This is a genomic window from Rhizobium sp. KNZ14-9A (assembly GCF_056755015.1).
The window spans coordinates 2,062,342-2,083,981 of the sequence record NZ_JBPGXB010000002.1 but is presented as its reverse complement, the minus strand read 5'-3'; the positions used below and the strand labels follow the sequence as shown (position 1 = coordinate 2,083,981).

The 21,640-nt window shown below is 58.7% G+C and carries 18 protein-coding genes and 5 tRNA genes; 10 read left to right on the top strand and 13 right to left on the bottom strand.

Annotated features, from left to right (window positions below):
* Positions 1–64: 64 nt before the first annotated feature.
* Together ACR9ZQ_RS16820 and phaC are read right to left on the bottom strand one after the other, a co-directional pair.
* Positions 65–1,408 carry a DUF2778 domain-containing protein gene (locus ACR9ZQ_RS16820; RefSeq protein ID WP_481428336.1) on the bottom strand — a complete coding sequence of 448 codons (1,344 nt, stop codon included), beginning with the start codon at positions 1,406–1,408 and terminating at the stop codon, positions 65–67.
* A 292-nt stretch (positions 1,409–1,700) separates the two neighbouring features.
* A complete protein-coding gene (phaC, locus tag ACR9ZQ_RS16815) occupies positions 1,701–3,533 on the bottom strand; it encodes a class I poly(R)-hydroxyalkanoic acid synthase (protein WP_481428335.1) in 1,833 nt (610 codons plus the stop codon).
* Positions 3,534–3,681: 148 nt separating this feature from the next.
* Between phaC and ACR9ZQ_RS16810 the strand changes: the two genes are divergently transcribed.
* From ACR9ZQ_RS16810 to recJ, 4 genes are all read left to right on the top strand, one after another.
* Positions 3,682–4,104, top strand: a complete 423-nt coding sequence (locus ACR9ZQ_RS16810) for a hypothetical protein (protein ID WP_113322389.1) — start codon at positions 3,682–3,684, stop codon at positions 4,102–4,104.
* Between the two features lie 224 nt (positions 4,105–4,328).
* Positions 4,329–5,546: an LL-diaminopimelate aminotransferase gene (locus tag ACR9ZQ_RS16805; RefSeq protein WP_007825161.1), complete on the top strand. Its 1,218-nt coding sequence runs from the start codon at positions 4,329–4,331 to the stop codon at positions 5,544–5,546.
* A gap of 64 nt (positions 5,547–5,610) precedes the next feature.
* Positions 5,611–6,936 (top strand): homoserine dehydrogenase, encoded by a 1,326-nt coding sequence (locus tag ACR9ZQ_RS16800; protein ID WP_310383253.1) that lies wholly within the window; start codon positions 5,611–5,613, stop codon positions 6,934–6,936.
* Between the two features lie 435 nt (positions 6,937–7,371).
* Positions 7,372–9,174 carry a single-stranded-DNA-specific exonuclease RecJ gene (gene recJ, locus ACR9ZQ_RS16795; protein ID WP_310383255.1) on the top strand — a complete coding sequence of 601 codons (1,803 nt, stop codon included), beginning with the start codon at positions 7,372–7,374 and terminating at the stop codon, positions 9,172–9,174.
* A 29-nt stretch (positions 9,175–9,203) separates the two neighbouring features.
* Here the strand turns inward: recJ and ACR9ZQ_RS16790 are convergent, their stop codons facing one another.
* The 6 genes from ACR9ZQ_RS16790 to gloA form a co-directional block, all read right to left on the bottom strand.
* On the bottom strand, positions 9,204–10,373 hold the full coding sequence (locus tag ACR9ZQ_RS16790) for a TMEM43 family protein (RefSeq protein ID WP_481428334.1): 1,170 nt from the start codon (positions 10,371–10,373) through the stop codon (positions 9,204–9,206).
* 305 nt (positions 10,374–10,678) lie between these two features.
* Positions 10,679–10,753: transfer RNA gene (locus tag ACR9ZQ_RS16785), tRNA-Glu, on the bottom strand.
* Between the two features lie 232 nt (positions 10,754–10,985).
* Positions 10,986–11,060, bottom strand: a tRNA-Glu gene (locus tag ACR9ZQ_RS16780).
* A gap of 74 nt (positions 11,061–11,134) precedes the next feature.
* Positions 11,135–11,209 (bottom strand) — tRNA-Glu (locus ACR9ZQ_RS16775).
* 195 nt (positions 11,210–11,404) lie between these two features.
* Positions 11,405–12,502, bottom strand: a complete 1,098-nt coding sequence (locus tag ACR9ZQ_RS16770; RefSeq protein ID WP_310383281.1) for a YcbK family protein — start codon at positions 12,500–12,502, stop codon at positions 11,405–11,407.
* Positions 12,503–12,598: 96 nt separating this feature from the next.
* The gene (gloA, locus tag ACR9ZQ_RS16765; protein ID WP_112545722.1) at positions 12,599–13,039 is read right to left on the bottom strand and encodes a lactoylglutathione lyase; all 441 of its coding nucleotides are present in this window, start codon (positions 13,037–13,039) and stop codon (positions 12,599–12,601) included.
* A gap of 194 nt (positions 13,040–13,233) precedes the next feature.
* Here gloA and ACR9ZQ_RS16760 point away from each other — a divergent pair, with 194 nt between their 5' ends.
* From ACR9ZQ_RS16760 to ACR9ZQ_RS16740, 5 genes are all read left to right on the top strand, one after another.
* Positions 13,234–13,812, top strand: coding sequence for a cold-shock protein (locus ACR9ZQ_RS16760; RefSeq protein ID WP_007827433.1), 579 nt, complete (start codon positions 13,234–13,236; stop codon positions 13,810–13,812).
* On the top strand, positions 13,812–14,300 hold the full coding sequence (locus ACR9ZQ_RS16755) for a DUF192 domain-containing protein (protein WP_310383284.1): 489 nt from the start codon (positions 13,812–13,814) through the stop codon (positions 14,298–14,300). The genes ACR9ZQ_RS16760 and ACR9ZQ_RS16755 overlap by 1 nt, the downstream gene beginning before the upstream one ends.
* A gap of 83 nt (positions 14,301–14,383) precedes the next feature.
* Positions 14,384–14,460: transfer RNA gene (locus ACR9ZQ_RS16750), tRNA-Pro, on the top strand.
* A 614-nt stretch (positions 14,461–15,074) separates the two neighbouring features.
* Entirely contained in the window at positions 15,075–15,380 is a 306-nt protein-coding gene (locus ACR9ZQ_RS16745; protein ID WP_310383286.1) for an ETC complex I subunit, read from the top strand.
* Between the two features lie 50 nt (positions 15,381–15,430).
* Positions 15,431–15,507: transfer RNA gene (locus ACR9ZQ_RS16740), tRNA-Arg, on the top strand.
* Between the two features lie 43 nt (positions 15,508–15,550).
* On the opposite strand, the gene ACR9ZQ_RS16735 is transcribed toward ACR9ZQ_RS16740, so the two are convergent.
* Positions 15,551–16,741, bottom strand: coding sequence for an IS481 family transposase (locus ACR9ZQ_RS16735; RefSeq protein WP_481428263.1), 1,191 nt, complete (start codon positions 16,739–16,741; stop codon positions 15,551–15,553).
* Positions 16,742–16,959: 218 nt separating this feature from the next.
* Entirely contained in the window at positions 16,960–17,484 is a 525-nt protein-coding gene (locus ACR9ZQ_RS16730) for a DUF992 domain-containing protein (RefSeq protein WP_007827426.1), read from the bottom strand.
* A 188-nt stretch (positions 17,485–17,672) separates the two neighbouring features.
* Here ACR9ZQ_RS16730 and ACR9ZQ_RS16725 point away from each other — a divergent pair, with 188 nt between their 5' ends.
* Positions 17,673–17,846, top strand: a complete 174-nt coding sequence (locus ACR9ZQ_RS16725; RefSeq protein ID WP_310389453.1) for a hypothetical protein — start codon at positions 17,673–17,675, stop codon at positions 17,844–17,846.
* A gap of 590 nt (positions 17,847–18,436) precedes the next feature.
* Here the strand turns inward: ACR9ZQ_RS16725 and ACR9ZQ_RS16720 are convergent.
* The 3 genes from ACR9ZQ_RS16720 to ACR9ZQ_RS16710 are packed head-to-tail and all read right to left on the bottom strand — an operon-like array spanning position 18,437 to position 21,575.
* A complete protein-coding gene (locus ACR9ZQ_RS16720; RefSeq protein ID WP_007827421.1) occupies positions 18,437–19,210 on the bottom strand; it encodes an amino acid ABC transporter ATP-binding protein in 774 nt (257 codons plus the stop codon).
* 15 nt (positions 19,211–19,225) lie between these two features.
* Positions 19,226–20,371, bottom strand: a complete 1,146-nt coding sequence (locus ACR9ZQ_RS16715) for an amino acid ABC transporter permease (RefSeq protein WP_481428333.1) — start codon at positions 20,369–20,371, stop codon at positions 19,226–19,228.
* A 1-nt stretch (position 20,372) separates the two neighbouring features.
* Positions 20,373–21,575: an amino acid ABC transporter permease gene (locus ACR9ZQ_RS16710; RefSeq protein WP_310389457.1), complete on the bottom strand. Its 1,203-nt coding sequence runs from the start codon at positions 21,573–21,575 to the stop codon at positions 20,373–20,375.
* Positions 21,576–21,640 lie beyond the last annotated feature (65 nt).

Here is a 21,640-nt window from a genome sequence, read left to right as displayed (position 1 = left end):
CGGCCGGTCGACCATCCGGCTCCGTTTGAGCCAACAGAATGCTGCAATCTGACCAGGAAAGGCTCTAGGTGCGTGAGGAGAAGAGCGAGGCGAGTGTCGAGGCCGGCTTGTTGTTCATCCGCGGCACGACGACGAGCTGCCGGATGTCTCCACGCTTGTAGGCAGCCAGGAAGCGCTTGTAATCCCTAAAGGAAACGCAGCCGTTGGAATCGCCGTTCCTGCCGAGCATATAAGTATGCGCCAACAGACCGACACGGTTGAAAATGGCGTCCGAACCCTGCACCGGCGTCAGGCGAATGGCCGCCACGCCATGGAACAGGGCTTCGCGCATCGTTAGGTTATAGGTGTGCGGCGGCGTCGGTCCGCGCATTTTCTGATCAATATAACGCGGGTTGTCGCGCATCTTGCCGAGACCGGAATGGGCCTCCAGCCGCTCGCCGTTCGGCAGGTAGACGGTAGCGTTTTCAATGTCGTAGATCGCCACACCAGCGCGCAAGCGCGGCGTAAAGACCGGCTTGTCATAGCGCGGCACCGCATCGTCTTCGTCATCTTCGATCGGCGAGTTCGGCTTGGCATAGGCAAGCACAGGCTCGGCAGTACGCTGCGAACCCTTGGAGACAGGCGCCGGCTTGCCGACGAGGCCATCGGGCCGCGCCATCGGCAGCGGTACGGAATCCTCATCTGGGGTGAGAACCAGATCGAAAGGCCGCGCACCATCGTCTGCTTCGGCAACCTCCATCTCGGCCGGCTTGTTGGCGGCGAGAGCAGCGGGGATCGCCGGCGGCAGTTCGACGGGAGCGGGCATGACGCGTGGGCCAGCGTCGGCTAGAGCGAGCATAGCCGGCATTTCGGCTGCAGCGACTGCGTCCTTCGACGGGATGATGATCCGGTCGGCGTCATCCTCGGCAGGCGTGGCGGCGGCGGTTTGAACGACCGCTGCCACCGCCTTGACGGTGTCTTCCTTGTTGAAGCGCGGATTGTCGGAGACGGCCACCGGCTGAAGTTCCGCGACGGCAACGGGGAGGCGATTGCTCTTGGCGAACGCGAGCTTTGCGCTCGATGCCGCCGAGGTCTTCTCCGCGTGAGACTGGATAATCTGAGCCGTCAACGGCATGACCGGCTTGGCATCGAATGCTGCAAGCCGCGAAGCCTTGTTGACATGGATAAGCCGCTCATGCGTGACGGCAACAGGCGTTGGCCTTGGTGCTGCTGTGACCGAAGCGATCTCCTTCGGTGAGGAGAAGGGCATCGATACGGATTGCATTGTTGCAACCGTGCCGATAAGCCACGTGGAGGTCAAAAGTCCGGCTATTGCGATGCCGGTGAGTAAACCACGGGATCTGCCCGAACGAACAGCGGATCCGCCAAAAGGGGCGACGTTATTGAACGTCCCTACCGCAAACGCCATACTCTACTCGTCTTCCAAAACGCGCTACACAGGCCGGCAGCACTGACTTACTGATCTTTGTCGGAGCCGCTAACTGCCCAAAAAGGCCGAATTTTGGCCCATTCGCGACAAGCGACCGTTTCTTAAGGATGACGAACTATGGTTTCCAATTGGTTTACGGACGTGGAGTTCTGCTTCGATTGTCGCGAAAAGAGACGTATTATTTTAGAAAAAGCTATTTTTCAAAGGCTTGCCGCGATCGGTATGTCGCCGCTCGGTGAGGGCGGGCAGGCGGCGGGAAATTTTTCTGTTTTCAGCTGCGCGCCATCACATAGCTGCCGGGAGCTTCCTCGATCGCATTGAGTGCTGCTCCACCCGCCTTGCGGGCAGCCACACGCTCGCCGGTTTGCGCCTCGATCCACGCATGCCAGTGCGGCCACCAGGAACCCCTCGTCTCCTTTGCCTTGGCAAGCCATGCATCATAGTCGCCCTTGGCGGGGCCGCCGGTCCAGAACTGATACTTATGCTTGTCCGGTGGATTGACGACGCCAGCAATATGGCCTGAGCCAGCGACGACGAACTGCACCTTGCCGCCGAAGAATTGGCTGCCGAGGAAGACGGAATTCGCCGGCGCGATGTGATCCTCGCGGGTCGCGAGATTATAGATGGGTATCTTGATGTCCTTCAGCGACAAGGTCTTGCCGTCGAGGACCATCTCATCCTTGGTCAGCGCATTCCTGAGATAGCAGTTGCGCAGGTAGAAGGCATGATTGGCCGCAGCCATGCGGGTCGAATCGGCATTCCAGAACAGCAGGTCGAAGGGCAGGGGCTCCTGGCCCTTCAGGTAGTTGTTGACGAAATAGGGCCAGATGAGCTCGCTCGCCCTGAGCATGTTGAAGGCTGTCGACATGCGCGAGCCGTCGAGATAGCCGAGCGCCTGCATATGCGCTTCCAGCGCCTGAAGCTGCTCCTCGTCGACAAAGACCTTCAGGTCGCCGGCATGGGTAAAATCGACCTGGGTGGTGAAGAGCGTTGCACTCTTGATGCGCTTGTTCCTTTCCTTGGCGTGCAGGGCAAGGGTTGCGGCAAGCAGCGTGCCGCCGACGCAATAGCCGATGGCGTTGACTTCCTTCTCGCCGGTTGCCTTCTCGACCGTTTCCAGTGCGAAATCGACGCCTTCCCTTGCGTAAGCCGTCCAGTCCTTCAGCGCATGGCGGCTATCCGGGTTGACCCAGGAGATGACGAAGACCGTATGTCCCTGGTCCACGCACCACTTGATGAAGGATTTCTGCGGGTTGAGATCGAGGATGTAGAATTTGTTGATCCACGGCGGGCAAATCAGCAGTGGCCGCTTGAGCACGGTTTCCGTCGATGGCTCGTATTGGATGATTTGGCAGATTTCGTTCTGGGCGATCACCTTGCCCGGTGTCAGCGCCATGTCGCGGCCGACGGCGAATTTGGTCATGTCGGTCTGGCGCATGCGCAGTTCGCCGCGACCGGCAATGATATCCTCGGTCAGCATCCTCATGCCGCGCACGAGGTTTTCGCCGCTCGTTGCGATCGTCTCACGGTAGACCTGCGGATTGGTGACCACAAAATTGGTGGGCGAGAGCGCTGCCGTAATCTGCTTCACATAGAAGCCGGCCTTGTGCTTGGTGTGCTCGTCCAGCCCTTCGGTCTCGGCAACCAGCTTTTCGGCCCAGTCGGCGGTCACGAAATAGATCTGCTTTAAAAATTCGAAGAAGGGATTCTTCTGCCAGTCTTCGTCGGCGAAACGCTTATCCACCCGTGCGATCGGTTCCGCTCCCAGCGGGCTGCCCTGCATCCTCTGCATGGAGTTCATCCATATGCCGAAGAACGAGCTCATCAGCTGTGTCTGCGCCTCGAAGGTTCGGCGCGGATCAGAAATCCAGTATTCCGTCACCTTGGAGAGCGTCTTCACCATATCGGTGACGGGTTCGACGACCGTGTCGGAGATTTCGCCGCGCTCACGCGGGCCGAGCCACGCCGAAGCTGCCGTGCCCAGGTTTTCGAGCGCACGGGCGAAGTTCATCGCCATGGCCTCGGGATCCTTCAGGAGATAGGGATCGAGATCCTTGGCGTCGAAATCCACCTTTGCACCATTCTCCCGCTTGCTGTCGGTCACGCACTTCCTCCGGCGGCAGCATCCACTGTTCATTCGTTGTACATCTGCTGCATTGAAGAAAACAAGTTCCGCGCGCCTGCTCTCATGCTATTGCTTTGTCGCTGCGACGAATTTAACAGTCGAAGCAGGCAGGATTGGATCATCAGGCATGACGACGACAGGCATTGGGCATATCGCGACCTTCACCCGCACCGCAGCAATCTGCGCGGCGGCCGCGGCCATGGCCATTGCGCTTGCCGGATGCAACAAGACCGCTGAGGAGAAGAAGGCTTTTGCCCAGCGCATGGCAGCGCCGACGGCAGTCGTGATGCCGGCCTCCAAGGGCGAACCCGTTGAAGGCGGCCTTACCAAAAGCCCGGACGGCTATCCGTCGTTCGGTGCGCCGCTGACGGCCGCCAATGTGCAGATGAGCGACGAACAGGCGGCCGAGCTTCAGCACCAGCTGACGGCCCTGACCGCCAAGCGGCAGTCGGGCGCAATCTCGGAAGCGGAGTACCAGCGTCGCGTCGCCGAGATGCGCGCGCTTGCCGCCGACCACGGGGCCGCGACGCTCTCCGAAATCACCAAATAAGCCTTGCCTTTAAGGCGATTTGGACGCAAAGCCTTCCGGATGGATCGGAAGACGCAATTTTCCCGATAATGCGCTTCGTGCGCGGCTTCTCCGTCAAAGATTTGCCGCGCAGTTAAGTTGAAGAGGAATACGGCGCTGCGAGTTTGAAGCTCGTATCGCAGATGCCGGGAGACGGAACGAGCTTCGACAGCGGTCACGTTGGCCGCATTTCCATGGGGAAAGAGATGGAAGAGTTTCACAAAGTCCGGCGTTTGCCGCCTTACGTTTTCGAACAGGTCAACCGTTTGAAAGCGAGCGCGCGAGCGGGCGGGGCCGATATCATCGATCTCGGCATGGGAAACCCTGATCTTCCGACCCCTCAGGCGATCGTCGACAAGCTCTGCGAGGTCGTTCAGGACCCGCGCACCCATCGCTATTCGTCTTCAAAGGGCATTCCCGGTCTGCGCCGCGCGCAGGCTGCCTATTACGCCCGTCGATTCGGCGTGAAGCTGAACCCGGACACGCAAGTGGTCGCCACCCTCGGCTCCAAGGAAGGCTTCGCCAACATGGCGCAGGCCATCACCGCGCCGGGTGACGTCATCCTCTGCCCGAACCCGACCTATCCGATCCATGCCTTCGGCTTCCTGATGGCCGGCGGTGTGATCCGCTCCATGTCGGTCGAGCCGGACGAGAGCTTCTTCCCGCCGCTGGAACGCGCCGTTCGCCACTCGATCCCGAAGCCGCTGGCGCTGATCCTGAATTACCCGTCGAACCCGACGGCCTTCGTGGCGACGCTCGACTTCTACAAAGATGTCATCGCCTTCGCCAAGAAGCATGACATCATCGTGCTGTCGGACCTTGCCTATTCGGAAATCTATTTCGATGGCGAGCCGCCACCGTCGGTTCTGCAGGTTCCGGGAGCAATGGATGTGACGGTCGAATTCACCTCCATGTCCAAGACCTTTTCCATGCCGGGCTGGCGTATGGGCTTTGCGGTCGGCAATGAGCGGCTGATCGCGGCGCTGACGCGTGTCAAGTCCTACCTCGATTACGGCGCCTTCACGCCGATCCAGGTTGCCGCAACCCATGCCCTGAATGGCGACGGCTCCGACATTGCGGAGGTACGCAACGTCTACAAGCGCCGCCGCGACGTCATGGTCGAAAGCTTCGGCAAGGCCGGCTTCGAAGTGCCGCCGCCGGCTGCCACCATGTTCGCCTGGGCGAAGATCCCGGAAAAGTTCCGTCATCTCGGCTCGCTGGAATTCTCGAAGCTTCTGGTCGAGAAGGCCGATGTTGCCGTTGCCCCGGGCATCGGCTTCGGCGAACAGGGCGACGACTACGTCCGTTTGGCGCTTGTCGAGAACGAACACCGCATCCGGCAGGCTGCGCGCAACATCAAGAAGTTCATGTCGACGGCGGACGAGACGATGCACAACGTCATCTCGCTCAACGCCCACCGTTAATTCCAACCTCGAAGACAGCCGCAGATTTGCGGCTGTCTCTCACTAGACATTTCAGGATCGATCCATGGCAGATGCCCTCAAAATCGGCATTGCGGGCTTGGGCACCGTTGGTGCCTCGCTTGTTCGCATCATCAGGCAGAAAAGCAATGAACTTGCAGTCACCTGCGGACGACCGATTACGATTACGGCAGTTTCGGCGCGTGATCGCTCGAAGGACCGTGGCATCGATCTGACCGGCATCACCTGGTACGAACGCCCGGAAGAACTGGCCGAAAAGGCCGATATCGACGTGTTCGTCGAGCTGATCGGCGGTGCTGAAGGGGCTGCAAATACCGCTGTTCGCGCCGCTCTTTCCCGTGGTCTCCATGTGGTGACCGCCAACAAGGCGCTGCTTGCCTATCACGGCGTCGAGCTTGCGACGATTGCGGAGGAGAAGGGCTCGCTCCTGAACTTCGAAGCGGCCGTTGCCGGCGGCATCCCTGTCATCAAGGCGCTGCGTGAATCCCTGACAGGCAACACGATCTCGCGCGTCTACGGCATCATGAACGGCACCTGCAACTACATCCTCACCAAGATGGAGAAGGAAGGCCTGTCCTTTGCCGATTGCCTGAAGGAAGCTCAGCGCCTCGGTTATGCCGAAGCCGATCCGGCTTTCGACATCGAAGGCAATGACACCGCCCACAAGCTTTCGATCCTGACGACGCTTGCCTTTGGCAACAGGATCGCCGCCGACGATATCTATCTCGAAGGCATCACCAATATCTCGATCGACGATATCCACGCCGCAGCCGACCTTGGCTACCGCATCAAGCTGCTCGGCGTCGCCCAACGCACGGATACCGGCATCGAACAGCGCGTGCATCCGACCATGGTGCCGGTCGATTCCGTCATCGCCCAGGTCGATGGCGTTACCAATGCGGTCGCAATCGAATCCGATATCCTCGGCGAATTGCTGATGGTCGGCCCCGGCGCCGGCGGCAACGCCACGGCCTCTTCGGTGCTCGGCGATATCGCCGACATCGCCAAGAGCCAGCCGGGCGCCCAGCGCGTTCCCGTTCTCGGCCATCCTGCCAAGTCGCTTGAGACTTACCGCAAGGCGCAGATCCAGAGCCATGAGGGCGGCTATTTCATCCGCCTGACCGTTCTCGACCGCACCGGCGTTTTTGCCAGCGTCGCCACGCGCATGGCGGAAAACCAAATTTCGCTGGAATCGATCGTCCAGCGTTCCAAGCAGCATCTGGCGCCCTCGCACCACCAGACGATCATCCTTGTCACCCATGCGACCATGGAGGATTCGGTGCGCAAGGCGGTCGCGGCGATCAAGGAAGAAGGCTACCTCGTCGGCGAGCCGCAGGTGATCCGCATCGAGCGTCCCAAGGAAGAATCCTGACGCTTTGTTCCAATTTGGAGCGGTTCAACCCGTCCGAGGTCGCTCGGACGGGTTTTCTGTTATTAATCAAAGCATTTCGCCGAATTTATATTAACAGATATGTAGATATAGATATAATCAACCTGGGAGCCGTTGGAGTCGCGGGTTGAGGAATATCGAGCATACGCATGATCATGTTCGGACGGAGATCGAAAACCCTCAGGCGGGCTTGCAGAAATCTGACCCTACGGCGCCTGGAGCTGCCTTCGAGCGGGAGGCGCCGCGAGGGCGGAATTGGGCCACGCTCCTGATCCTGCTTTCGATCCTCTTCGTCCTGCTGCTTGTTATCGGCTTGGTTATCTGGGCAATTTTCTGGTAATCCACAGGCTTGAAATCACCGCTTTGCTATCTGCCCTGCATCTGTAAAAAGGGCAGATGATGAAAGCGGAGTTTGGCATGGCAGATCAGGTCGATCCGGTACCGCGTGCCTTCCTGGGCGTCGAAAAATCGGTTCTCGACAATCGCTGGGTTTCACGCCTCGATCAGGCGGGGCAGAACCGCGCGCTCGCCATGTCGCAGATGCACGGCCTGCCGGATCTGATCGCACGTGTGCTTGCCGGCCGCGGCGTGACGGTGGATGAGGCAGTCGAATTCCTCGATCCCACCATCCGCAGCCTCATGCCAGACCCCTACAAGCTGACGGACTGCGAGAAGGCCGCCAAGCGCCTTGCCGCTGCGATCCGTGACGGCGAGCCCGTCGCGATCTTCGGTGACTACGATGTCGATGGTGCAGCCTCCTCCGCGCTCATGTATCGCTTCCTGACCCATTTCGGCGTCAAGGCGCATATCTATATTCCCGATCGCATCTTCGAAGGTTACGGGCCTAACCCGACGGCCATCAATCAGTTGATCGACAACGGCGCTAGCCTCATCGTCACGGTCGATTGCGGCTCCACCAGTCATGAGGCGCTGGCGGCTGCCGCGGACCGCAACATCGATGTCGTCGTCATCGATCACCACCAGGTGACACACGAGCTGCCGCCTTGCCACTCCCTCGTCAACCCAAACCGCGAAGACGATCTTTCCGGCCTAGGGCATCTTTGTGCGGCCGGTGTCGTCTTCATGGTGCTGGTTGCAACGCTGCGCCTGCTGCGCGAGGCTGGAGACAAGCGCATTCTCGCGATCGATCTCCTGCAGTGGCTGGATATAGTGGCGCTCGCGACCGTCTGCGATGTCGTGCCCCTCAAGGGCCTCAACCGCGCCTATGTGGTCAAGGGGTTGGTCGCGGCGCGCCACCAGAGCAATGCCGGTCTTGCGGCACTATTCCGCAAGGCGGGCCTGGCAGGTCCTGTTACGCCCTATCATTTCGGCTTCCTGATCGGCCCGCGCATCAATGCCGGCGGGCGAATCGGTGATGCTGCGCTGGGAAGCCGCCTGCTGACGCTGGACGATGCCGTAGAAGCCGAAGCCATCGCTCAGCGGCTGGACGAGCTCAACCGCGAGCGGCAAGCCATGGAAGCGATCATGCTGCAGGAGGCCGAGGCCGAAGCGCTGGCCGAGTATGGAGACGGCGAGGGGGCTTCCGTTATCGTCACCGCGCATGAGAAATGGCACCCCGGTATTGTCGGCCTCATTGCTGCGCGCCTGAAGGAGAGGTTCAAGCGACCCGCCTTCGCCATCGCCTTCGATCCCTCAGGCAGGGGCACCGGTTCGGGGCGTTCGATCAACGGCTTCGACATGGGCAGGATGGTGCGTGCAGCGGTCGACGAGGGACTGCTTGTGAAAGGCGGTGGTCACGCCATGGCTGCCGGCTTGACCGTCGAGCGCGGCAAGCTTGGCCTGCTGAGAGCCTTCTTCATCGAGAAAGCACAGAAGACGGTATCGGCTCTTGTTGCCAATGAAACGCTGAAGATCGATGGTGCTATCGCTGCAAGCGGCGCAACGATCGAGCTTATCGACCGTCTGGAAACGGCGGGGCCTTATGGCTCGGGACATTCCCAGCCGGTCTTTGCCATACCGGCGCATCGTGTGCGTGATTCCCGCCTGGTCGGCGAGCGGCATGTGAAGGTGACGCTGGAAGCCATGGACGGTGCGCGCCTCGACGGCATAGCCTTCAGGGCTGCCGAGACCCCGCTCGGCAACCTGCTTCTCAACTCTCGCGGCGCCAACCTGCATGTCGCAGGCTCGCTCGGTGCCGAACACTATCAGGGCTCGCGCAGAATCCAGCTGCGTATCAGCGACGGCGCACCGGCCAAGTGACTGGCTGAAGGGCTAGGCTTGGAAAGAGATCAGGCCGGCTGCGGCTGAGAAAGCGGTGCTTTTCTGCGAAGGCGAGTGACGATCACGGCAAGCAATATGCCGCCCGCAATGATTCCGACGGACAACAGCGGCCTGTAGGCGAACCAGCCTATGGCGATGACAACAGGGCCGACGAGCAGTGTCAACACGCAGGCCACGATGCTCGTGCCGAAGCCGATGACCGAGCCGAGAAACGGAATCAGGTCGGCGAGGATGGGCAGGAGCGCGAACATCAGCTTGAAACTGACGAACAAGCCGATGAGGCCGCAGGCGCGCACAAGCCAGGTGATAATGCTGTTTTCGCTCTCTGCCGTTTTGAACATCTGGCCGGCATCCACATCGCCATCAGCGGTAAGGAAAATATCGCGGTGGTTGGTCGTCTCGTAGGGAACGAGCGCGCTGTGACTCTGCTTGCCGACGATGCTTGCCGTTTCCACGTCGATTCTCTGGTAGGTGATCCTGAGATCGCCGACGTCGGGCAGGTTTTCGTTCAGACCGATATAGGCACCCTCGGAATTGCGCTTTGCCGGCCGGCTGGCGCCAACCTGCACCGCTATGCGCTGCACGTCGCTGTCGGTGAGCGCGAGTCGCGAATAGTCGCCGATCCCCGCCACATCCTTGCCTGGTACCGAGAAGGCGCCGACATGCGCCGTTTTTGCCGTGAAGGTGGCGCCGTCAGGCATGCTGGTTGGATTTTGATGATCATCAGATTGCTTGAAGCGGCTCGAATCGACGATGTCCGAGCGCCATTCCTTGGTGTAGGAATAGGTCGTCGTCGTTTCTTCGCCGCCACCCAATGTCTTTTTGGTCTGGCTCTCGCTCTTTTCCACCCACTGATACATCGCGACGCTACGGGAAAGGCCGACGGCCCCATCGGCGATGACGCCGAATTGGCTATCCTGCGGGATCTGATCGGATTTCACCGCGCCACTGATATGGACCAGCTTGCCTTCATTGGCCGAATTGATAGCCGCACCATCGACCGAAATCACCTGTGACGCGCCTTCGGACAGAGCGCGATAGGTCTGGATCGCACGTCCTTCGTTCCATATCAGCAGCCAGATACATCCGATAAGCAGAACAAGGCCGACCAATGCGCCGATCAGCGCGCTTTTGATGCGCTCAAACCACGAGGTATAGGTCGTTTCCGTATGGCTCATATCCGAAAATCCCTTGTCGCTCAGGAGTATGTTGGAGTGCCGTGTCAGCAGAAATGCCTTGATGATCTTAGACGCCGCCCGCTAATCCCCGGTAAATACCGAAAACCATTTTTGGGCTGATCATATCGTTGAAAAGAATGAGTTTTCCCAAGATTGCGGAGCGAGTTCACGAGCCGAGCTTCGTTCTGCAGACGGCAGCGTATGATGCGTGATGTCATTGCATTTGCCCCATCAACTCGCGCGACAAGCACAGTTGGATCCGCGAACGGAACTCTATGAAAAGACAGGGAAATGATGAAGGAGAGTGGCACGCCCTAGGGGAGTCGAACCCCTCTTTACAGAATGAAAATCTGTCGTCCTAACCGATAGACGAAGGGCGCGTGCTCTGTGGTGGCGCCCTTATAGTCAGCACCTTTCTGCGCCGCAAGCGGCAAAATGAGAATTTTTCGCCGGATTATGCAGATTTTTTCTGGGCTTGTGGAAAAGTGGAAAGCGGACGGGAATGATTGTCTTCGCCAGACCTTGTCGCTGCGTGAATTGTTGGCCTGCAGCGGTGGGTCACCATATGACAGGACAAATTTAGTTCTTCGTGAAATTTCGGTCGGTGGCTTTTGGTACGCCCTAGGGGAGTCGAACCCCTCTTTACAGAATGAGAATTTGTCGTCCTAACCGATAGACGAAGGGCGCAGGCTTCTAGTTCAAATAGGAAAGCACAACGCGTTCCGCAAGCGATAAGAATAATGTCGAATTGGAAGAGGAAGTGGCACGCCCTAGGGGAGTCGAACCCCTCTTTACAGAATGAAAATCTGTCGTCCTAACCGATAGACGAAGGGCGCGTGCTGTGGTGGCGCCCTTATAGTCAGGCACTTCCGATCCCGCAAGCGGCAAATTCGAAATTTTTCAAAAAAATGACAAGCCGTTTCCGCTTGTGGAAAATGAAGATTATTGCAGGCGAATCAAAGAGCTGCAGCGGCCGCCGGAAATCTCGTGCCGGCCGCTTCCCCAACGTTACTCTTTCAGAGGAGTGAAGGTCAGATCGCCCTTGCCGAAGCAATCGGCGCGCTCTTACGGCCGCAGCCCCAGTTCCAGTCGCGGGCATTGCCCGTGTCCAGATGGACCGAATCCGTGTGGCAATAGGTGCCGACGCCGCCGCGGTTCGGGAGCGACCGGATATATTGGGCGATATCCCATTTGCTGATGCCGTCGATCTGGATATCGGCGGCTTCGCAGCTCTTATGCATCGATTCCTCAGCGCCCCCGACTTCACGGTTGTGCTGCGGATCGCGGTAGCCTGACGTGACGACAACTGGCTTGCCGAAGTGAGTCTCGACTGTCTTGATGACCCGCATGAGATCGGGCTTGAAGCAGCCGACCTGGACGCTGTCGTTCTGCACATGCAGGCCGTTTGGCGCGATGCGCGTCATGCCGGGCAGCGATGCTTTCTGCAGAAGCCCGGAAAGGCTGCTGAGCAGGTTCTGCTTCGGCGCGCTGTAGAGCGCATTCATCGTCGATCCCGGAATGCTTCCGTCGGCAAGCGAGGCGGTCTGATCAGGTGCAAGCTTCGTGCTGGTATTCTGTGATGATTGCTGCGGCAGCATCTCGCCTTGTTGTGGCTCGGGCGGCGCGCTGAACACGCTCGATCTTGGGCCAGCGTTCTGCGGTGCGTAGGCGTTCACGCCCTGCGGCTGAATGACCGTCGAGGTCGAATTGTTCTGCGGTAGCGGCTGATGATCGGAAAAGATGCTCATCGCCTGCGCATTGATTCGCGTCGACTGCATGACGAGACCACCGATATTGGCCGGCTGCTGCTGTTGCATGGACGGATCGACGGGCGGCGCGGCCGTTGCCGCATTCGGATCCTGCACTGCTGCCTGCGGATTGACACCGGAGACATTGGTCAGCATCGGATCGCGATAGAGCTGTTTCGACGCGGGGGACGATGCGGCGGGCATTGCTGCTGCAAGCCTCGGCGCCGGCTGTCCCTCCACCGCCGGTGTGGCGACGGCGGCCGAATCAAGCGCCTTCTTGTCGGAGACGCAGCCGGAAAGCGCCAGGATAGAGCTGGCGATCAGCAAAGCACCGACAGCCTGCCGGCTCGGAGGGGCAATCCGCTTGTTGTTTCTGGGCAACCGAGAAATCTCCGGTGAATGCGGAAGGCGCCCGAAAGCGCGCTTCCGTTACGATGGAACCGGAGAATGCCTCGTGAAGCTTGCCTGCAGCTTGGCTTACCAGGCGCCGGTATTGCCCATGGACAGCCAGGGTTCGGCCGGGGCCAGTTTTTCGCCCTTCTGCAGGATCTCTATCGAGATGCCGTCGGGCGAGCGTACGAAGGCCATGTTACCATCACGCGGGGGGCGGTTAATCGTAATACCATTGTCCATCAATTTCTGGCAGATCGCGTAGATGTCATCCACCTCATAGGCGAGGTGACCGAAATTGCGTCCTCCGGTATAATCTTCCGTGTCCCAGTTATAAGTGAGCTCCAGGCAAGGAGCTTTTTCGCTGCGGGCACGGTCGAGATCATCGCGAGCGGCCAGGAAAACGAGCGTGAAGCGGCCCTTCTCGTTCTCATGGCGGCGGATTTCCTCGAGTCCGAAGAGTGTGGTGTAAAAATGGAGGGAAGCGTCGAGGTCTTTGACGCGAACCATGGTGTGGAGATAACGCATTGTGTTTCCTCTCTCTATTTAGGCTAGCCCATCTGGAGTAACAGACGCCAGTTTCGGGCAAGTCATCGCTATAAAATGTACAGTTGGGAATAACCGAAAACTAGGACTTGCGCTTATCCGTTACCAAGATGTTAATCTTGATTTCAAGAATCAGTTAACCGTAACAGTGTGACGCGTATTGAGGGGCTGGCGACATGGCTGACAGGATTTCATCGAATGGCTTTACCGACCTTGAGGAGTTGTCGGGGGAACCGGTTGACCTCGTTGAAATCACCGGCGTGGTGAAATGGTTCGACGTGGCCAAGGGCTTTGGCTTCATCGTTCCCGACAATGGCATGCAGGATGTGCTGCTGCACGTAACCTGCCTGAGACGTGACGGCTACCAGACCATTCTTGAGGGCACCCGCATCGTCGCGCTTATCCAGCGCCGCGAACGCGGCTTCCAAGCCTTCAAGATCCTCTCCATGGATCAATCGACTGCGATCCATCCCTCGCAGATGCCTCCGGTTCGCACCCATGTGCAGGTCACGGCAACCAGTGGCCTCGAGCGCGCCCTGGTGAAGTGGTTCAACCGCACCAAGGGCTTCGGCTTCCTGACGCGCGGTGAGGGCACGGAAGACATCTTCGTGCATATGGAAACGCTCCGCCGCTTCGGCCTCACCGAGCTGCGCCCTGGCCAGGTGGTGCTGGTGCGCTTCGGCGACGGCGAGAAGGGCCTGATGGCTGCCGAGATCCATCCTGACGTTCCGAGCCCGGTTGGCCGGTCTCACTGATGCGCAGCCTGTTTACCGTTGAGATGATGAGAAGCGCCTTAATGGCGCTTTTTTTCATGATTGCCCTGCCGGCATTTGCACAGCAGGACATGCACTTCGATAGAGAACCGCTGATCATCCAGACGGCTGCGGGCAAAATGCTGCACTTCACCGTAGAGATCGCTGCCACCGGCGACCAACGCGCCTACGGCCTGATGTTCCGCAAGACGATGGCTGACGACGCCGGCATGATCTTCGATTTCGGCGTACCGCGGCGTGTCACCATGTGGATGGAAAATACCGTCTTGCCTCTCGACATGCTCTTTGCAGACGACAGGGGCGTGATCACCCATATCAAGGAAGATGCCACGCCCTATTCCCGCGACATCATCGATTCGATGGGTGAGGTCCGATATGTGGTCGAGATAAACGCCGGCACCGCCCGCAAGCTTAATATCCGCCCCGGCGATCGTATCGTCAGCGCCACGACAACGAAAAAGGCGAAGTAAGTCTGTGAAATCTGCCTGCCCAGGTGGATTTATGGGGTTGCTAGGGCAGGGGGAAGCGTGTATTCCCGCTGCCAACAACGGCTCGGAGTGTAGCGCAGTCTGGTAGCGCATCTGGTTTGGGACCAGAGGGTCGGGAGTTCGAATCTCTCCACTCCGACCATGTTTTTCCCTATATCCCTAGTGATTTGAGATCGGCGCCAGAGGTTGTTGCCTTGCCTTGGCACGGCAGATTTTGGCATTGGGAACATGCGACAATATCATTCACGTCGCAAAGCGCATGCCTAAGCGTGCCGTGACTCAGCCCTGAGCAAGCAGGCCGACATATTGGGCATAGCTGATCGCCGCGTAAAAAAACGCAGTGATGCTGGCTCCAATCATGATGGCATGGAATTCTGCAGAGGTTCTCATAGCACTCACCCGTGTCACAACGGTTGGTAGGCACCCTAGTCGCCTATGCCGGCTATAACAATTAGAAAGCGATCAAAACATGCAACAATCCGAAACATTTCGGATTGTGTAACAGGATTGCCCGCTTATCCACACCCGGCTGCGAAGAGGGCTGCGCCTAAGGCGCTCCGTATAAGAAACGCACGATGCGGCAATCGGTTTCACTCACCTGCATGCTGTGATAACGGCGCTTTTCCCTTGAAAAGGCGAGGATTCGCGGATAATCAAAATTCACTTCTTGCTGCCATATTGGGATATGCAAGCGAAGCCTGATCAGGGTTGATTTATGAAAGGCGGGCGCCGCCCGCATATCGGAGGCACTGCAGCATGTCTGCTAAGATCTATCGTCCGGCCAAGACCGCAATGCAGTCCGGCAAGGCCAAGACCCATCTCTGGGTGCTGGAATTTGATCAGGAGCAGCCGCGCAAGATCGATCCGATCATGGGCTATACCTCGTCAGGCGACATGCGCCAGCAGGTAAAGCTCACCTTCGAAACGCAGGAACTCGCAGAAGCCTATGCCAAGCGCAGCGGCATCGAATACCGCGTGATTGCTCCGAAGGATCCCATCCGTCAGGTCGTCGCTTATCCGGATAATTTCCGCTATACCCGCACCCAGCCCTGGACGCATTGATCCGTACGCGGTTCAAGACAGATATGTCGCGGGATCGCGACATGCGAGACGGCCCCTTAGCTCAACTGGATAGAGCAGCTGCCTTCTAAGCAGCAGGTCGCAGGTTCGAGTCCTGCAGGGGTCGCCACTTTTTATCTGTCCATACCGAAGACATAGGTAACAGAACGTACCTAACACATGGGTGACAACCTCGTGCCGAACGGGTTGTCGATGGTTTGCAAAGTCCTCTGTTCCAGGTCGATATATCCCAGATCATAGTGCATGAAGCTGACGAGCCAAATGCCGTCATCAACTTCCTTGATTCCAAGCTTTTGTCCGGCCGGTACGGTGGAGATGTTGATCTTCTTGCGATAGATGCAGAGGCGGCCGCAATTGGTGACGAGCGCCTCCCTGTCGTGGAAGGGATAGTCGATCTCCGGCAGGCCCCGATAGGGGCGTGACGATGCGACAAAGAGATCTGCCGGCACCTTCATGTCCAACGCCTCGTGCGGCCGCTCCTCATTGAATTCGCTGACGAATGCATCAAAGCGGGCCTGCTGCTGCAGAGTGTTCCTGCCAGGTGGCCTCGTCGCCTCCTTCTTCAGCGTCAGATGCATGCGCTCATGGCGTCCGTTCTGTTGCGGATGGCCAGGCCTAATGCGTTCGAGGCCGATCCCCAATCGCAGCCACCAAACGGACAGCTTCGATAGATTATAGAGGCCATTCGGGCTTGCGAAAGGAAGGCCATTGTCGGAACGAATGGCTGCAGGCAGGCCGTGTTCGGTAAAGATCCTGCGGAACGCTTCAAAGACGCCCTGTTCGCGCGTCGATTCGAAGGCTTCGCAGCAAAGAAGATAGCGTGAGGCCTGGTCTGTGATCGTCAAGGGGTAACAGTAGCGGCCGTTACCAAGCTTGAATTCGCCTTTGAAGTCGGCGCACCACAGATCATTGGGCTCAAGGGCTTCCGAAAGCTGCGTGCCAACGGCCTTGTTAGCCCGGTTCCTCTTGCGGGCCTGGCTCACAAGGCCGTGTCGATCGAGCACAGCATGCACCGTGCTCTTTGCTGGAATGCGCACATCGCCAGCGAGCCGTTTAACGAGCAACTCCCTGATCTTTCTGGCACCCCAGTGAGGCTTCTCCTTTTTGAGGTGAACAATCATTGCCTCCACCGGATCGGGCAACTGGTTGGCGTAACGCACCGGCCGTCGGGATCGATCCGTCAGCGCCTCCAGGCCGTCGTCCTTGTAGCGGTTGAAGATCTTGTAGCCGGTCTTGCGCGAGATGCCGAACTCCCGGCACACATCGCTCATGCCTTCGCCCTCAAGCAGCCGGGCGACAAATCGAAGACGTTCCTCCATCACCGAAGTCTCTCTCCACGGCATCAACACCTCCCGCAAAAAGCGAAAAGTGTTACCCATGTCTCCGGTACGAAACGTCACCTATCTCTCGGGTCGGGCACAGAATTTTCTAGATATCGCGACATGACTATGAACTCTGTTCGTGGCCAAGTGCAGCATTAGAATCGGTAACAACAACAAGCCGGCGGCGCATCGGATATGACGATGCGCCGCCGGCCTTTGTTTTATTGGCTCTTGCTGCCTTAACCCTCGGGCGACAGCGTCATGGACGTGCCTGTCGCGGCAACATTGAGGCCAAGCTGGCCCGTGACGCTGATCGTCTGAAGATGGATCGAACCGGAAGTGCCGCCAAAGAGGACGTTGGTGCCGAGGCCGCCGACAAGCGTGGCTTCAGCGGTCGCACCCTGGTAGAGGCCGGCCAGCGAGCCGCGGTGGTAACCGGCTGTCGGTGCGAAGACGGCCCAAAGCAGACGACCACGCGTGGTGAAACCGAGATCCACGCCGAACTTGCGCAAAGCACCGCTGTAATGTTCAGGCGATTCGCCACGGCTCGTCGGCTGGAAGACGCAATCGATCTGCTTGGAAGAACCGAGCACATAGCCGACGCCGCCGCCGATCTCGCAATCGAGGTAACCGATCTTCACGCCCCCGCTTACATCGGGAGCCACCGGCGGCTCCGTCCGTACCAGGTCCGCCGCGCTGGCGCTCATGGCAAAGGCCTGGAGCAACGAGGCTGCGGCGATTGTGGTCGCGAGTATCTTTTTCATTTTCGTCTCCTGTGAATATCGCTGGAAGGATATAACGTCGGCTTTGTCATAACCAAGGCAGGAAAGTCTTCGCCGTCATTTTGGTTCCGACAGTCGCCTGCGCCAAGCTGCCGCGCCCATCTTTTATGGAACCCTATCGGCCTGCATCGGTTGTCCAGATGTCCATTTTTCAAACAATGGAGATCAGAATGAGCAAGACCAATGCAGACGACATCCGCAAGAAAACAGAGCGGCAGGTTGAGAACACCAGTGCCGGGGGACATCTCGGCGGAACCTATTTCGGCCAGCAGCCCGATGGCAAGACGGCCTCTTCTAGCAGTTCCGAGGCACGAAAGTCACGGCCGAACGACGGCCGCAACTGACGTGAGGACGATCGCACTGGGCATTTGCGACTGGCCCGAGAGGCCAGTCGCCTCATCCAAAGGTGGTATTTGTCCCAAGTTGAAACGCACGAATTTAGTAAATTTTAGGGTATTTTAACCATGATTTTCTCTCGGCAGCTTCCCTGAAACATTTGGAACCTGACCGCGTTTAATTCGCACGGGCTAATCCAATGAGCGTCGCCCTCGGCAATTCGGGCAGCGGCATAAACGTCAATGCCAGCATCGGCGGTGGTGATGGAACAGGCCCTGCGCTTTTCGGGCCGAATGGCTTGAATCTCGGCCTTGGTGTCGGAGTCGCTAGCACAGGGTGGAGGCGCGAGTTCCGGCGACGGTACGGGGTAGGGTCCGGCAGCCTCACGCCGACAGTGGTGCTCCAGCGCTTCCGGGAAATGTCCGTCAATGACCAGAGGAAGATGCTTGTTCGCTGCCGCGATATATCCGTTTCCAGCGGCTATGATTCTGGCCTCGCAGGGCTGTGCGGCCTGCTGCGCTCTGCGGCTTCCCGCTAGAACGCATGAAAAACCCGCCGGTAATCAGCCGGCGGGTTTTGAATGTTATATCTGTCTGATTTAGTGCAGGATTTGGCTGAGGAACAGCTTGGTGCGCTCATGCTGCGGATTGTCAAAGAATTCGGCCGGCGAATTCTGCTCGACGATCTGGCCCTGGTCCATGAAGATCACGCGGTTCGCGACCTGGCGGGCAAAGCCCATTTCGTGGGTGACGCACAGCATGGTCATGCCTTCTTCGGCAAGGCCGACCATCGTATCCAATACTTCCTTGATCATTTCCGGATCGAGCGCCGAGGTCGGCTCGTCGAACAGCATGATCTTCGGGTTCATGCAAAGCGAGCGGGCAATCGCCACGCGCTGCTGCTGGCCGCCCGACAACTGGCCCGGATATTTGTTGGCCTGTTCGGGGATCTTCACGCGCTTCAGGAAGTGCATCGCCACTTCCTCGGCCTGCTTTTTCGGCATTTTGCGCACCCAGATCGGCGCCAGCGTGCAGTTTTCCAGAATCGTCAGATGCGGGAAGAGGTTGAAGTGCTGGAACACCATGCCGACTTCGCGGCGCACTTCGTCGATCTTCTTCAGGTCGTTGGTCAGTTCCGTGCCGTCAACGACGATCCGGCCCTTCTGGTGCTCTTCCAGACGGTTGATGCAGCGGATCATCGTCGACTTGCCTGAACCCGAGGGGCCGGCGATGACGATGCGCTCGCCGCGCATGACCTTGAGGTTGATGTCGCGAAGAACGTGGAAGTCACCGTACCACTTGTTCATGTTGATGATCTCGACGGCCACATCGGTCGCCGACACGGTCAATTTCTTGGTGAGAGGCTCTGCCATTGCGGGTTCCTATTCTTATCGTTTGTGGCCGGTGTCGAGATGGCGTTCCATGAATGCTGAATAGCGCGACATGCCGAAGCAGAAAAGCCAGAAGGTGAAGCCGGCGAAAATCAGCCCGGACAGCGGCGTCACAGCGGTTGCCCAATTGGCATCGGTGAAGTTGAGGCGAACGATGCCGAGCAAGTCGAACATGCTGATGATCGATACCAGCGACGTATCCTTGAACATGCCGATGAAGGTGTTGACGATGCCGGGGATCACGAGCTTGATCGCTTGCGGCATGATGATCAGCCGCATCTTCTGCCAGTAGCCGAGGCCAAGCGAATCCGCACCCTCGAACTGGCCCTTCGGAATGGCCTGCAGGCCGCCGCGAATGACCTCAGCCATATAGGCGGAGGCAAAGATCGATACACCCACGATCGCTCGCAGCAGTTTGTCCACCGTCCAGCCAGCGGGCAGGAAAAGCGGCAACACGACGCTTGCCATGAAGAGAACCGTGATCAGCGGCACGCCACGCACGACCTCGATGAAAATGATGCTCACCATCCGGATGACAGGCATATGCGAGCGTCTGCCGAGCGCCAGGAGAATACCGACCGGGAAGGAGACGACGATGCCGACGAAAGAGAGCACCAGCGTCACCATCAGCCCGCCCCAGAGCGGCGTGTCGACGATTTCGAGGCCGAAGCCACCATAAAGCAGGACGAAGGAGACGATCGGCAGCACGACGAAGAGCAGGATCGCATTCAGCCCCTTGCGTGGCACAGATGGGATGAGCATCGGCACGAGCAGGAGTACGAAGAGAATGCCGACCAGTGTCGGCCGCCAGCGCTCGTCGAGTGGATAGCGTCCGTAGATGAATTGGTCGAACTTGGCATTGACGAAGGCCCAGCAGGCACCGCTCCAGCCATCCGGCTGAATGCCGCCCTGGACTGTCGTGGCGCAGAAGGTGCGGTCCGGACCTGTCCAGACCGCCTGTACGAACAGCCAGTTAATGGCATGCGGCAGAGCCCAGGCGAGGAAGGCCGCTGCCAGAAGAGTGAGGATGATATCCTTGGGTGTCGCAAGCAGGTTGCGGCGTATCCAGGCTGCCGCGCCCTTTTCTCCAGCCGGAGGCGGCTCCGGTGCGAGTATAGTGGTTCTGACGAAACTGTCGCTCATCTTATCTCTCCACCAACGCCATCTTGGCATTGAACCAGTTCATGAGCAGAGAGGTCACGATGCTGAGGCTGAGGTAGATGACCGCCCAGATCAGGATCACCTCGACGGACTGGCCCGTCTGGTTCAGAGTCGTGCTGCCGACGGCGACGAGATCGGCAAAACCGATGGCGATTGCCAGCGACGAGTTCTTGGTGAGGTTCAGATACTGACTGCTCAGAGGCGGAATGATGATGCGGAACGCCTGCGGAATGACGACCAGCCGGGTGATTGCCGAAGGATGCAGGCCGAGTGCAGCTGCTGCCTCCGTCTGTCCTTTGGGCACGCCGCGGATACCTGAGCGCACGATCTCGGCGATGAAGGCCGCCGTGTAGAAGGAAAGCGCCAGGAAAAGCGACATGAATTCCGGGCCGACCACGGAACCGCCGGTCAGATTGAACTTGCCGGCGACCGGGAAATCAAAAGACAGCGGTGTGCCTGCGAGCAGGAAGGCAATGAGCGGCAGGCCGACGATGAGGCCGATCGAAACCCAGATCGTGTGGAACGGCTGACCTGTCGCTGCCTGCCGACGATGCGCCCACCGTGCGGTGATAATAGTGGCGATGATCGCGACAGCGAAGGCAACGCCGACCAGCCAGAAACCGTCGCCGAAGATCGGCTTGGGGAAGGCGAGGCCGCGATTGTTCAGATATGATCCGAGAGGCAGATGCAGCGAGTCACGGGCATTGGGCAGAATCGCCAGGACGCCCGAATACCAGAAGAAGATCACCAGCAGCGGCGGGATGTTGCGGAAGACTTCCACATAGACCGTGCAGAGCTTGGCAATCAGCCAGTTCCGCGACAGACGGCCGATACCGACAACGAAGCCGATAATCGTTGCAGTGATGATGCCGGTAACGGCGATCAGGATAGTATTCAGAAGGCCGACGAGCAGCGCACGGCCATAGGTCGAATCACTCGAATACGGGATCAGCGACTGGCCGACTTCGAAGCCGGCGCGTCCGTTCAGAAAGCCGAAACCCGATGCAATGTTGGCGCGCGCCAAATTGACTGCCGTATTGTGAGCAATCGACCAGATCAGCGCGACCAGCAAGACAATGGTAAGGACTTGGAAGAAGATGCCCCGAACTGTCGGGTCATAGAGGGCAGACTGGAAGCTCCAGCCGCTCCTGGGCAAAGATGTTGAATCCGCAACCTGATGCGTCATGCCTGGCCAATTCCCCACGTTATGCGCTCCTTTTCGGAGCTTTTTTATAGGAGGAGGGAAAGGCG